This is a genomic window from Erwinia sp. AC075, from assembly GCF_979253995.1.
Genome location: NZ_CEEDEU010000001.1, coordinates 2,907,690 through 2,920,809, shown reverse-complemented (window position 1 = coordinate 2,920,809; position 13,120 = coordinate 2,907,690). Strand labels below are relative to the sequence as shown.

The following is a 13,120-nucleotide window of genomic DNA, read 5'->3' as shown; positions in this document are numbered from 1 at the left end:
GTTATGGCAGGCAATAGCATGACCGCCCGGCACTCGGTGCCCGGCAGAAAATTCAAATTATCTGGAAGGGCGCTATGGTACTGGAAGGTAGCGCGTTCGTCACCTGTCAAAAAAGACCTAACTGGCCTGTCACCAGTGTAGCAAAGTCATCCTGAAGGAAAGGTAAAATGCCCTCAGCCACCGGCTGGAGCTGCTTTGTCAGATAATGATCGTAGTCGAGAGGCGTGATGCGCGCTTCTAAAGGCTCGGGCCCGGAGGTGGCCATCACGTAACGAATCTTTCCGCCCTTCTGGTAAAGCAGCGGACGGCCTTGCTTCTCGTTGAATTCGTCGGCGATGCGGGCGGCGCGGACATGCGGCGGCACATTGCGCTGATAGTCGTCCAGCGGGCGACGCAGCCTTTTACCGTACACCAGCTGATCGTCCAGCTCGCCATCCAGCAACTGGCGCACCGTCTCCAGGATATAATCGCGATAGGGCAGTTTTTTAAAGATGCGTCGATAGAGCTCCTGCTGGAAATTTTTGGCCAGCGGCGTCCAGTCGGTGCGCACGGTTTCCAGCCCTTTGAACACCATGCGTTCGCTGTCGCCTTCGCAAATCAGCCCGGCATAACGCTTCTTGCTGCCCTGTTCGGCACCGCGAATGGTGGGCATCAGAAAACGGCTGAAATGGGTTTCAAACTCCAGTTCCAGCGCGCTTTCCAGCCCAAACGCCTGCTGCAAATGCTGTTTCCACCAGGCATTGACCTTCTCCACCAGTTGCCGGCCAATGGCATTGGCCGACTGCTGGTCATGGGGCTTTTTCAGCCAGACAAAGGTCGAGTCGGTATCACCATAAATCACGTCATAACCTTCGGCTTCGACCAGCTCTTTGGTCTGCCGCATGATCTCATGGCCGCGCAGGGTAATTGACGACGCCAGACGCGGATCAAAAAAGCGACAGGCGCTGGTGCCCAGCACGCCATAAAAGGCATTCATAATGATTTTCAGCGCCTGCGACAGCGGCTTATTGCCCTCTTTTTTGGCGGCTTCACGCCCTTGCCAGATTTGGTTGACGATTTCAGGCAGGCAATGGGTGGTGCGGGAGAAGCGCGCGCCCTTAAAACCGCTGACGGAATCCTGGTCATCAGGATGCGCCAGGCCTTCGACCAGCCCAACCGGATCGATCAGGAAGGTGCGGATAATGGCCGGATACAGGCTTTTATAGTCCAGCACCAGCACCGAATCATACAGGCCCGGCGTCGAGTCCATCACATAACCGCCTGGGCTGGCCTCAGGAGCCACTTCGCCCAGGCCCGGCGCGACAAAGCCTGCACGGTGCATGCGCGGTAAATACAGGTGGCCGAACGCCGCCACAGAACCGCCGTGGCGATCGACCGCCAGGCCATTCACCGTCGACCGTTCCAGCAGAAACGGCATCAGCTGGGTGTGATGGAAAATTCGGGTGACTAACTCGCAGTCCTTCAGGTTGTAATGGGCGAGGGCGGGTTTGTCTTCCGCAAAGCGCTGATCGATTTCCTGCATTCTGTCCCAGGGATTGTTAATCGCTTTGCCTTCTCCCAACAGTTCCCGGGAGACGGCTTCCAGACTGAATGAGGCGAAGTTCCAGAACGCCGATTTCAACGCATCAATCCCATCGACGATCAGCCGGCCGGTGGCCTGAGCAAAGAACACGCCGGGCTTGAAGCCGTGCTCACGCCACTCCAGCGCCTCGTTATTGCGTCCGAGTTTTAACGGAATACCATAACGGTCGGCGTGTTTTTGCAGCACGCGCAGGTCAAACTGCACCACGTTCCAGCCAATCAACACGTCCGGGTCGTGCTGCACAAACCAGGCGTTCAGTTTTTCCAGCAGCTGTGGCCGGCTGGAGACGTATTCCAGATTGAAGTCCAGTTTGCTGGCATCGCCGTTCTCCGGGCCCAACATATAGACATCGCGTTGTCCGCAGCCTTCAAGCCCGATGCAGTAGAGTTCGCCGTGGCGGGTGGTTTCGATATCCAGCGAGACCCACTTCAGCGGCGGCCGGTAGTCGGGATTGGGTTTCAGGCGGGTGTTGATCAGGCTGTTTCCCGCCGGCTGGCCGCTAAACCAGACGGGCGAGGTGATAAAGCGCTCCATCAGGTAGCGCTCGGGCGGCCGCACATCCGCTTCATACACCATCACGCCATTCTCACGCAGCAGCTTCTCCAGCTTTTGCAGTTGGCGGTACTGATGGCAATAGAGGCCGAACACCGGCCGATGGCGGAAATCTTTTAACCCGAGGGGAACGATACGGAAATGGCGTTCCTGCTTAAGTAACGCCTCAGCCTGCGCCTGATACTCTTGCGGAATAAAGGCAACGGATTCCTGTGGCGGCAGCACCACTCTCTGCGGGCCACTGTCGGTGGCCAGCCACAGCACCACTTCCGTGCCTGAAGGCGTATCCCGCCAGTGGCGGGTGAGCAGAAAGCCTGCGCGTGCATCGTTCACCGGAAATCCTTAATGTTGCTTCTTTGCACAATAATAGCATGTTTATTTATACAGTATAGCGCGATGCCGGGGGAATCTCGCCCGGTCGGGTCAGTGCGGATGCCGTCCGGCCCGTGCTGGAGGTTATCTTAATCTGACCGCGATCAATGAGTTCATACAAAACAGACCTTGACGCAGTACGGGTGTCTCAGGACAATCCGACCTCAATCAAAACAGAATGTGGAAAGTATGGAAGCCTGGCTGCAACATCTTATTACGCAATCACTGGCCTGGTCTTTGCTGGCGGTGGGGCTGATCACTTTTTTTGAATCCCTGGCGCTGGTCGGGCTGCTGTTGCCTGGCACTGTTTTAATGGCTTCCTTCGGCGCGCTGATCGGCAGCGGGCAAATTGGCCTGTATCCCGCCTGGCTGGCGGGGACCATTGGCTGTCTGGTCGGCGACTGGATTTCCTATCTGATTGGCTGGCAATTCAAAGGGCCGCTGCACCGATGGTCATTTATTAAAAAGCATCAGGGGCTGATGGATAAAACCGAACATGCGCTGCATCAGCACAGCATGTTTACCATCATTGTCGGGCGTTTTGTCGGGCCGACCCGTCCGCTGATCCCGCTGGTGGCGGGAATGCTGGAACTGCCGGTGAAGAAGTTTATCCCGCCGAATATCATTGGCTGCGTGCTCTGGCCACCGCTGTATCTGTTGCCGGGCATTCTGGCGGGTGTGGCGATTGATGTGCCGAAAGGGGCGAGCAGCAGCATGTTTAAATGGCTGTTGCTGGCGGTGGCATTGCTGGTCTGGCTGGGATGCTGGTTGGGATGGCGCTGGTTACGTTCGAAAAAGCAGGCCGACTGGGCCAGCGCGTATCTGCCGCCGAGCCGTCTGCGCTGGCTGGCGCCGCTGGTGATTGTTATTGCCGTGGCCAGCTTTGTCGCCCTGCAATTCCATCCGATGATGCCGATATTCCGCCATCTGTTGTCAGAAGTCTTTATCGGACATTAATGCCCAGCACGGCGGCTTCAGCCACGTCACCATTGAGCAGCACGTCGGTGCTGCCGTCCCAGTAAACCCGTCCGTCGACAATCAGTATGCTGCGTGGCGCTATCCGCGCGGCATCCTCAATACTGTGAGACACCATCAGTAGCGTCATCTTCCTCTCCTGACAGACCTCATCCACCAGCTGCAGCATCTCTTTGCGCAGGGCCGGATCCAAGGCAGAGAACGGCTCATCCAGCAGCAGCAACGGTTGCTGACGCACCAGACATCGCGCCAGCGCCGCCCGCTGCCGTTGCCCACCGGAAAGTTGCGAAGGCAAACGGTCCAGCAAGGTGTCCAGACCGACTCTTCGCGCGATGTCCTGCAACGCCTGCTTCTGCTGAGGATCCAGCTTCAGCCCGGGATGCAGGCCAAGGCCGATGTTCTGCGCCACCGTCAGATGCGGGAACAGGTTATTCTCCTGGAACAGCATGGAAACCGGTCGCTTCGCCGGTGGCGTGTGGCTGTGATCTTCGCCATTCAGCAGCAAGCTGCCGCTATTTACTGCAAGAAACCCCGCCACCAGGCTCAGCAGGGTGCTTTTCCCCGCGCCGCTCGGGCCGAGGATCGCCAGCCTTTCTCCCGCCTGCATGCTCAGTGAAAAGCGCATCGGCAGATGGTTATAGAGGTAGGTCAGATTAGTTAACGTCAGCATGGCGTCCCGGCAGTTTTTCAATCAGGGTGAACAGAAGGAAGCAGAGCAGCAAAAGCAGCAGCGCAGTGACCGCGCCATCTTCGCTACGGTAGGAGCCAATCTGTTGATAGAGATAAAACGGCAGCGTGCGGAAATTTTCATTACCAAACAGCGCCACCACGCCAAAATCGCCAATCGACAGCACGCAGGCAAACGCCAGCGCCTGCGCAAGAGGGCGTTTTAACGCGCGTAGTTCGATCAGTTTGACGCGATTCCAGCCGTGAATATCCAGCGACAAACAGAGCCGGTTATAGCGTTCGGCAATGTCCCGCAGAGGGTTTTCCAGCACCTTCATGGCGTAAGGAATGGCCATCAGCGCATTGGTGAAAATTACGATGCCATCGGCGGCGTCCGGCAGGCCCACGGTGGCATTCAGCAGCAGAAAGAAGCCGGTCGCCAGCACGATGCCGGGCATGGCCAGAATCAACATGCCGCTCAGTTCCAGCGACTGGCCGAGCCAGACGCGCTGACGCATACGCAATTCCCGGCTGCTCCACAGCAGCATCACCGTCAGGATCACACACAGTAACCCTGCGCCAAGCGCAATGCGTATTGAGGTGAAGGTGGCCTGCCACAGTGCCGGTTGGCGTAATACCGCGGGCAGCCCCTGATTCAGGCCATCCACGATCACCGCCAGCAGCGGCGGCAGTAATAAAAGCAGCGCGGCGAAGATTAACAGCGCATCCCACACTTTGGCGCGCCCGCTGTCTTCAGGATTTCGCCAGCCGTTGATGCTTGCCGTGCCCGACGGAATCGCTTTGCTGAGCCACTGACTTAACATCACCAATCCCAGACAGCAGACCATCTGAATCATCGCCAGCAGGGCGGCACGGCCCGGATCGTAATCAAAGTTCAGCGCCTGGAAGATCGCCAGCTCGATGGTGGTGGCTTTTGGTCCGCCGCCGAGCGACAGGACGGTTGCGAAGCTGGCAAAACAGAGCATAAAAATCAGCGCGCCGGCAGGCAGAATTTGCCGCCGCAGCCAGGGCCATTCGACCACCACGAAATGGTTCCAGCCGCGTAATCCCAGCTGCGCGGCCAGCTGGCGCTGCTCTCCGGGGATCTGTTCCAGCGCCTGCAGCAGCAGACGCGCGGCTAACGGCAAATTAAAGAACACATGCGCCAGCAAAATGCCCTGCAAGCCATACGGCATGAAGGTATAGGGAATGCCCAGCAACGCGCAGAGATCGGCCAGCCAGCCCGTGCGGCCATAGACGCTGAGGATGCCAAACACCGCCACTAACACCGGCAATACCAGCGTCATCGCGCAGAGTCTTAACAGCGTGTCCCGGCCGGGGAAGCGGCGTCGGTAAAGTGCGCGGGCCAGCGGGATCGCCGGCACTACCGCCAGTACCGCGGAAAGAAAGGCCTGCCAGAAGGAGAAGCGCAGGACGTGCCAGAGATAGTCATCCTGCCAGAGATCCCGCCAGTGGACCGCCGGCGCACTCAGCCATAGCGCGCTGAATGCGGTCAGGGCCACGGCGACCAGCAGCGTCGCCGCCAGCGCACCGGGCACTAACGGGCCAGCACTCAGCGGCTGACGGCGCGTTGCCATGCACTGATCCATTGGCTACGTTGGCTGGCGACTTCCTGTGGCGTGTATTGCAGCGAGTTGGACGGGACGGTCAGGGTATCGAAACCGGCAGGCAAGGTGCTTTTCACCACCGGATACATCCAGTTGCCGGTTGGGATGCTGTCCTGGAACGGTTTATCCAGCATAAATTTCATGAATTTCTGCGCCAGTTCCGGCTGTTTGCTGCTTTTCAGCTGCCCGGCCACTTCTACCTGCAGGTAGTGACCTTCGCTGAAATTGGCGGCGGCATACTGCGATTTCTTCTCTTCAATCAGGTGGTAAGCCGGAGAGGTGGTGTAGCTCAGCACCATATCGCCTTCACCCTTGAGGAACAGCCCGTAAGCTTCGCTCCAGCCTTTGGTGACGGTGACGGTTTTCTTCGCCAGCTTCTGCCAGGCTTCCGGTGCCTTATCGCCGAACACTTTCTGCATCCACAACAGCAGGCCGAGGCCCGGGGTGCTGGTGCGGGGATCTTCATAAATAATCTTCAACGGTTTATCGCTGTTGACCAACTCTTTCAGGCTGGTGGGCGGATTTTGCAGCTTGGTTTTATCGTACACAAAGGCGAACCAGCCGTAGTCATACGGCACAAAGGTCTTATCGTTCCAGCCACCCGGAACGGTGACCTTGCTGGTGTCCACCTGGCCTGGTGCGAACAGGCCGGTTTTCTCTGCCGCATCCAGCAGATTGTTATCGAGGCCCAGCACCACGTCCGCCTTGCTGTTTTTGCCTTCCATCCGCAGACGGTTAAGCAGCGAGACGCCGTCTTCCAGCGCCACGTATTTCAGCTCGCAGCCGCAGTCTGCTTCAAACGCCTTTTTGATGGCAGGACCCGGCCCCCAGTCAGCGGAAAATGAGTCGTAGGTATAAACAGTCAGGACGGGTTTAGCCGCGAAGGCCGGGAAGGTGCTGAGGATCAGTAAAGGCAGAACTTTTTTTAACACTTTGCGTTCCTTGAAAGTTAGGTGTCGCAAAGGATCTGAGCAATCTGGAGAGTCTCAAATCCCTACGCCGGCATTATCCGGATCAGGTTCGACGGGTTTGTCTCAGCGCTGGCAGTGAAACACCGCGAACGCACCCCGTTGAGAACGGCCTATTCTAGTGATTTCCGCTGGGTAACGAAAGCATCATGCGTCGTCAGGGGCGAACCAGGCGGATTTAAAATCAAACCAGCCCAGCATATTCATTCTGACTCCGCGCATACTGCGTTGACCTTCCAGCAGCAGCCAGTGATGGAACAGCGGATGCAGCGTCCAGGTGTTGATCAACTGCTTGCCCCAGTCGGCCAGCGGCAGCTTCTGTTCGCGCCAGCGTTGCGCATCCTTTTCCCAGTCCAGCGTCACGCAATGATGCACCAGCGGGATTTCGTACAGCAGCGCAAACACGGAAAATTCCAGCGGCAGGGTGAAGTTGGCGCTGCCGAGCCAGATATCGCTTTCGGCTTCGCCACGGTGCCAGACGTCATAATCGACCTGTTGGGTGATCAACTCCACGCCCTGTTCGGCGAGGATTGGCCGTAACGCATTGGCGATGCCCTGATGCTCGACGTGATCGTTATACCAGGTCAGCGTCAGGGTGGTCAGCCCGTCGGGCTTCTGGCTGGCAGCCATATCGCGGCGATGATGCCAGCGCGGCAGCAGGCCATAAGCCGGGAACCAGTAGCGTTGATAGCCAATACCGGCATGGTTCAGCAGGGCGATTGGGTTGAACAGCGTGCTGACCCAGCGACGGATGTGTTCATCGCGACCCTGTTCGGATCGCTGGTCAAACAGCAGGAAATAGCAGCCTTCTTCCAGACGACTCTCTTCCGATTTTTCTTCCAGCCCTTTGCCTTCCAGCTTAACCCCGGCATAAACCAGCTCATCACTGATTTCCGGCAGCACCCAGATATTCACTTCATCAATCAGCGCGCGGTAACCAAAATAGTCATCAAACGCCTGGATCCTCAGTTGGGTGGTCTGATTGCGCACCACCGCATACGGGCCGGTGCCAATCGGCTGACGGGCGAAGTCCGCGAGGAATGGCCACTCTTTTGGCAGGATCATGGTGCTGACGCTGCCCAGCAGCCAGGGAAGCCAGTTGTCGGGCTGATGCAGATGAATATCCAGCGTCCAGGGCGCCGAGGACTCAATGCGATCGAAATGGGCATAAAGGCGTTGGGGCTTCAGTCGCTCAAGGGTGCTGATTATGTCGGCCATCTCCAGCTCCCGGCCATGATGAAAGTGGATCGCCGGGCGCAGATAAAACCGCCAGTGCAGCGGAGAAAGCTGCTGCCAGTGGTGGGCAATATCGGCTTCGATTTCCCCATTTTCCTCATTTATCCGCGTCAGGCTGCTAAAAATCTGACGGGCAAGGTGGGTTTCAGAACGACGCAGCGGCGTACCGGGTAACAGATTCAGTAACGAGCGATAGTACATCACCCGCAGGATATGTTTCCCCTGGCGGAAACTGCGGCCAAGATGCGAGATCAGCATCTGTCTGACCGCGTTTTTATCGCCCACCAGCTGCACCAGTTGGTCGATGCGATCGTTCTCCAGCAACTCTTCCGCCCGCTGCTGTTGCAATGCCAGCCCGGTGTAATGGAAGCTAAGCTTTGAACGTTTTCCGCGCCCGGCTTCAGCCTGCCAGTTCAGCCAGCCCTGTTCCTGCATCGCGTTCAGCAGATTGCGCATATGCCGGCGGGAGCAGCTCAGTTGTACCGCCAGATCGTTGAGCGTGGTCTCCTGCGGCTGGCCTTCGCAGCACTGCCACAGGCGGATAAACTGTTGTTGTAAGCGGGCAGAAGACATAAAAGAGGAACCCTTATCAGAAAGCAGTCTGTTTTTTCTTCCTTATATTAGGACGATAATGCCCGCAGATGAAAGAGCGGGAGACATTCTTCGAATGCGCTCTGACATTGATGATTCTGAGTATGGTGCCTTTCACCAGCCAGCCGGGTTAATACCTTGCTGGCTTTTTTCGCTGCTCCATGTTTTCTTCTATGCTTGCTGTTTGTCGACTCACATTTGTGGCGACTTTTTTTGAAGGATCAGCTATGAAATCGCTCCTCACGCGCCGTCGCCGTATCAATCCTGTTTACGTCGCCTTTATGGCCGTGTCGTTTATGGTGGGCGTGGCGGGTGCGCTTCAGGCTCCGACGCTTAGCCTGTTTCTGACCCGTGAAGTGGCCGTTCGCCCGTTCTGGGTCGGGCTGTTTTACACCATCAATGCGATAGCCGGCATTGCGGTGAGCATTCTGCTGGCAAAGCGCTCGGACAACCGGGGCGACCGCCGCATGCTGATCCTGTTTTGCTGCGTGATGGCGATTGGCAACGCGCTGATCTTTGCCTTCAACCGTGATTATCTGACGCTGATTACCTTTGGCGTGCTGCTCTCCGCGCTGGCCAGCGTGTCGATGCCGCAAATCTTTGCCCTTGCCCGCGAATATGCTGACAGCTCGGCCAGAGAGGTGGTGATGTTCAGTTCGGTGATGCGTGCCCAACTGTCACTGGCCTGGGTAGTCGGGCCGCCGTTGTCCTTTGCGCTGGCGCTGAATTACGGCTTCACCACCATGTTTTTGATTGCCGCCGGACTGTTTGTGGTCTGTGTGGCGCTAATCTGGTTTGCGCTGCCGTCGGTGCCGCGCGTTGAACAACCGCCTGAAGTGGTGATCACCCAAATCAGCGCGTGGAAGAATAAAGATGTGCGGCTGCTGTTTATGGCTTCATTGCTGATGTGGACCTGCAATACCATGTATATCATTGATATGCCGCTGTATATCAGCAGCGTGTTGGGGTTGCCGGATAAGCTGGCTGGATTGCTGATGGGCGTGGCGGCCGGGCTGGAAATCCCGGCGATGCTGCTGGCCGGCCATTATGTGAAGCGCTTCGGCAAGCGCAAAATGATGCTGTTTGCGGTGGCGTCCGGGGCGATATTCTATCTGGGGCTGGTGGTGTTCCACGACAAAGCGGCGCTGATGGCGTTGCAGATCTTTAATGCCATCTTTATTGGTATTGTCGCCGGGATCGGCATGCTCTATTTCCAGGATCTGATGCCGGGAAGGCCCGGTGCGGCGACCACATTATTTACCAACAGTATTTCGACGGGGGTGATTCTGGCGGGCGTGATTCAGGGCGCGCTGGCGGAAACCTTTGGCCATTATTCGGTGTACTGGGCGGCGTTGGTACTGTCGATTGGGGCGCTGGTGATGTCGGCCAAAGTGAAGGATGTCTGAGGGACGTTCGGGCGGAAGTTCTTCCGCCCGTAGGGTCACTAACGCAGAAAGGCCGGCTGGGTTTTCTCATACGCCGTAATGTCGGCGTCATGTTGTAGCGTCAGGCCAATGTTATCCAGCCCGTTGATCAGGCAGTGTCGGCGGAAGCTGTCGATGCTGAACGCGTAGTGCTTACCATCGGCGATGACCTCCTGCTTTTCCAGATCGACGGTGATTTCCACGCCCGGCTGTGCGGCAACCAGCTGGAACAGCGTGTCTACCTCTTCCTCGCTCAACGACACCAGCAGCAGCTGATTGTTAAACGAATTATTGGCAAAGATATCGGCAAAATCGCTGCCGACAATCGCCTGAATACCGTAGTCAGTCAGTGCCCAGGGCGCATGCTCACGGGAGGAGCCGCAGCCAAAGTTTTCCCGCGTCAGCATAATGCTGGCACCACGAAACGCGGGCTTGTTCAACACGAAATCCGGGTTGGGGATCTGGCCTTCGGCATCGCTGTAACGCCAGTCGTAAAACAGGTTGCGGCCAAAACCGGTGCGCGTCACCATCTGCAAAAATTGCTTCGGGATAATCGCATCGGTATCGACGTTTGCCGCATCCATCGGCACCACGATGCCGGTATGTTGGGTAAATTTCTTCGCCATACAGCCTCTTTAAATCAGTTCGCGGATATCAGCAAAATGGCCTGCTACCGCCGCAGCCGCAGCCATCGCCGGGCTCAGCAGATGCGTGCGGCCACCGCGGCCCTGACGACCTTCGAAGTTACGGTTGCTGGTGGAGGCGCAACGCTCACCGGGATTCAGACGGTCGTTATTCATTGCCAGACACATTGAGCAGCCCGGTAAGCGCCATTCAAAACCGGCATCAAGGAAGATTTTGTCCAGACCTTCCTCTTCCGCCTGTGCTTTGACCGGACCGGATCCCGGCACGACATAGGCCTGAACGCCTGGCGCAATCTTGTGGCCTTTCACCACCGATGCCGCCGCCCGCAAATCCTCAATACGTGAGTTGGTGCAGGAGCCGATAAAGACTTTGTCGATCTTCACCTCGGTCAGCCGGATGCCAGGCTGCAAATCCATATAGGCCAGCGCCTTCTCGGCTGAGGCACGCTCAACCGGATCGCTGAACGAGGCCGGATCGGGGATCACCTCGTTAACGGCGATCACCTGGCCGGGATTGGTGCCCCAGGTAACCTGTGGCGCGATGTCCGCCGCATTTAAGGTCACCACTTTGTCGAAGTGCGCACCGCTGTCGGATTTCAGCGTCCGCCACCAGGCGACCGCTTCATCCCATTCCGCCCCTTTCGGCGCAAACTGGCGGCCACGGGCGTAATCAAAGGTGGTGTCATCCGGCGCAACCAGGCCCGCTTTCGCGCCAAGTTCAATCGCCATATTGCACAGCGTCATGCGGCCTTCCATGCTCAGGGCTTCAACCGCCGGACCACAGAATTCAACCACATGGCCATTGCCGCCGCCGCTGCCGGTTTTGCCAATGATCGCCAGCGCAATGTCCTTGGCGGTGATGCCCGGTGCGGTGTGCCCCACCACTTCAATCTTCATGGTTTTGGCGCGGGACTGCTTCAGCGTCTGGGTGGCCAGCACATGCTCAACTTCTGAGGTGCCGATACCAAACGCCAGCGCGCCAAAGGCACCGTGAGTAGAAGTATGCGAGTCGCCACAGACGATGGTCATACCCGGCAGGGACAGGCCCTGCTCAGGACCGATCACATGCACGATGCCCTGGAACGGGTGCTTGAGGTCATACAAACGCACGCCAAAGGCTTCACAGTTTTTGATCAGCATCGACATCTGGATCCGCGCCATCTCACCGCTCGCATTGATATCACGCGTCTGGGTAGAGACGTTGTGATCCATGGTGGCGAAGGTCTTTGACGGCTGGCGCACCGGGCGGTTGTGTGCACGCAGACCATCGAAGGCCTGCGCGGAGGTCACTTCATGCACCAGATGACGGTCGATATACAGCAGTGGCGTCTCGCCTGGCGCTTCGTGCACCAGATGCGCATCAAACAGCTTCTCGTATAATGTTTTCATAATCAGGCTTCGCGAATGTAACGGGCGATAATCGACCCCATTTCCTCGGTGCCGACGGACTGGCCGCCACCGGCTAAATCGCCAGTACGGTGACCTTCAGCCAACGCGCGGCTGATGGCCTGGTCAATCGCATCGGCGGCGTCTGCGGCATTCAGGCTAAAGCGCAGCAGCAGCGACAGTGACAGGATCTGGGCAATTGGGTTGGCGATGTTCTTGCCTGCGATATCCGGGGCCGATCCACCTGCCGGTTCAAACAGGCCAAAACCCTGCTCGTTCAGGCTGGCGGAAGGCAACATGCCCATCGAGCCGGTGATCATCGCACACTCATCGGACAGGATATCGCCGAACAGGTTGGAGCAAAGCATCACGTCGAATTGCGACGGCTCTTTGATCAGCTGCATGGTGGCGTTATCGATATACATATGGCTCAGTTCAACGTCCGGATAATCCTTCGCCACTTCATTCACAATCTGGCGCCACAGGATCGATGACTGCAAGACGTTCGCTTTGTCGATTGAGGTCACTTTATTGCGACGTTTGCGCGCTGACTCGAAGGCGATGCGGGCAATGCGCTCAATCTCAAAACGGTGATAGACCTCGGTATCGAACGCGCGCTCGTGCTGGCCGCTGCCTTCGCGGCCTTTTGGCTGACCAAAATAGATGCCGCCGGTCAGTTCACGCACCACCAAAATATCAAAGCCTTTCGCGGCGATATCACTGCGCAGTGGGCAGAAGGCTTCCAGCTCTTTATGCAGGCTGGCCGGGCGCAGGTTGCTGAACAGTTTAAAGTGCTTACGCAGGGGAAGCAGCGCCCCGCGCTCTGGCTGTTCGGCCGGTGGAAGGTGTTCCCATTTTGGACCACCAACAGAACCAAACAGGATCGCATCAGCCTGTTCACAACCGGCTACCGTCGCCGCCGGCAGAGGCTCACCGTGGCGATCGATGGCGATGCCGCCAACGTCATATTCGCTGGTGGTGATGCGCAGGTTGAAGCGCTCACGAACGGCAGTCAGCACTTTACTGGCCTGAGCCATCACTTCCGGGCCGATGCCATCACCGGGCAATACTGCAATATGGTAAGAGCCTGACATGA

10 protein-coding genes and 1 riboswitch are annotated in these 13,120 nt (G+C 57.5%); of the genes, 2 read left to right on the top strand and 8 right to left on the bottom strand.

The window, feature by feature from the left end; all coding sequences use genetic code 11:
* Positions 1–106: 106 nt before the first annotated feature.
* The gene (gene polB, locus AC0IXH_RS13890; RefSeq protein ID WP_346566978.1) at positions 107–2,467 is read right to left on the bottom strand and encodes a DNA polymerase II; all 2,361 of its coding nucleotides are present in this window, start codon (positions 2,465–2,467) and stop codon (positions 107–109) included.
* Between the two features lie 228 nt (positions 2,468–2,695).
* On the opposite strand from polB, the gene AC0IXH_RS13885 reads away from it, so the two are divergent.
* Positions 2,696–3,463: a DedA family protein gene (locus AC0IXH_RS13885; protein WP_013200735.1), complete on the top strand. Its 768-nt coding sequence runs from the start codon at positions 2,696–2,698 to the stop codon at positions 3,461–3,463.
* Here the strand turns inward: AC0IXH_RS13885 and thiQ are convergent.
* From thiQ to sgrR, 4 genes are all read right to left on the bottom strand, one after another.
* Positions 3,450–4,151, bottom strand: a complete 702-nt coding sequence (gene thiQ, locus AC0IXH_RS13880) for a thiamine ABC transporter ATP-binding protein ThiQ (protein WP_346595583.1) — start codon at positions 4,149–4,151, stop codon at positions 3,450–3,452. The two genes, AC0IXH_RS13885 and thiQ, sit on opposite strands and share 14 nt — an antisense overlap.
* Positions 4,135–5,745 carry a thiamine/thiamine pyrophosphate ABC transporter permease ThiP gene (thiP, locus tag AC0IXH_RS13875; protein ID WP_471720570.1) on the bottom strand — a complete coding sequence of 537 codons (1,611 nt, stop codon included), beginning with the start codon at positions 5,743–5,745 and terminating at the stop codon, positions 4,135–4,137. Before thiP ends, thiQ begins: the two co-directional genes overlap by 17 nt.
* Positions 5,721–6,707: a thiamine ABC transporter substrate binding subunit gene (gene thiB, locus AC0IXH_RS13870; RefSeq protein ID WP_346600021.1), complete on the bottom strand. Its 987-nt coding sequence runs from the start codon at positions 6,705–6,707 to the stop codon at positions 5,721–5,723. Before thiB ends, thiP begins: the two co-directional genes overlap by 25 nt.
* Positions 6,708–6,748: 41 nt before the next feature.
* Positions 6,749–6,855: riboswitch (TPP riboswitch) on the bottom strand.
* A 35-nt stretch (positions 6,856–6,890) separates the two neighbouring features.
* A complete protein-coding gene (sgrR, locus tag AC0IXH_RS13865; protein WP_471720569.1) occupies positions 6,891–8,552 on the bottom strand; it encodes an HTH-type transcriptional regulator SgrR in 1,662 nt (553 codons plus the stop codon).
* A 245-nt stretch (positions 8,553–8,797) separates the two neighbouring features.
* On the opposite strand from sgrR, the gene AC0IXH_RS13860 reads away from it, so the two are divergent.
* Positions 8,798–9,976 carry a sugar efflux transporter gene (locus tag AC0IXH_RS13860; protein WP_013200739.1) on the top strand — a complete coding sequence of 393 codons (1,179 nt, stop codon included), beginning with the start codon at positions 8,798–8,800 and terminating at the stop codon, positions 9,974–9,976.
* Between the two features lie 38 nt (positions 9,977–10,014).
* Here AC0IXH_RS13860 and leuD read toward each other — a convergent pair whose 3' ends face one another.
* From leuD to leuB, 3 genes are read right to left on the bottom strand one after another with little or no spacing between them, the layout of a single operon-like run.
* Positions 10,015–10,620, bottom strand: coding sequence for a 3-isopropylmalate dehydratase small subunit (gene leuD, locus AC0IXH_RS13855; RefSeq protein WP_013200740.1), 606 nt, complete (start codon positions 10,618–10,620; stop codon positions 10,015–10,017).
* 9 nt (positions 10,621–10,629) lie between these two features.
* A complete protein-coding gene (gene leuC, locus AC0IXH_RS13850; protein WP_338571237.1) occupies positions 10,630–12,027 on the bottom strand; it encodes a 3-isopropylmalate dehydratase large subunit in 1,398 nt (465 codons plus the stop codon).
* 2 nt (positions 12,028–12,029) lie between these two features.
* On the bottom strand, positions 12,030–13,118 hold the full coding sequence (gene leuB, locus AC0IXH_RS13845; RefSeq protein WP_134823472.1) for a 3-isopropylmalate dehydrogenase: 1,089 nt from the start codon (positions 13,116–13,118) through the stop codon (positions 12,030–12,032).
* Positions 13,119–13,120 lie beyond the last annotated feature (2 nt).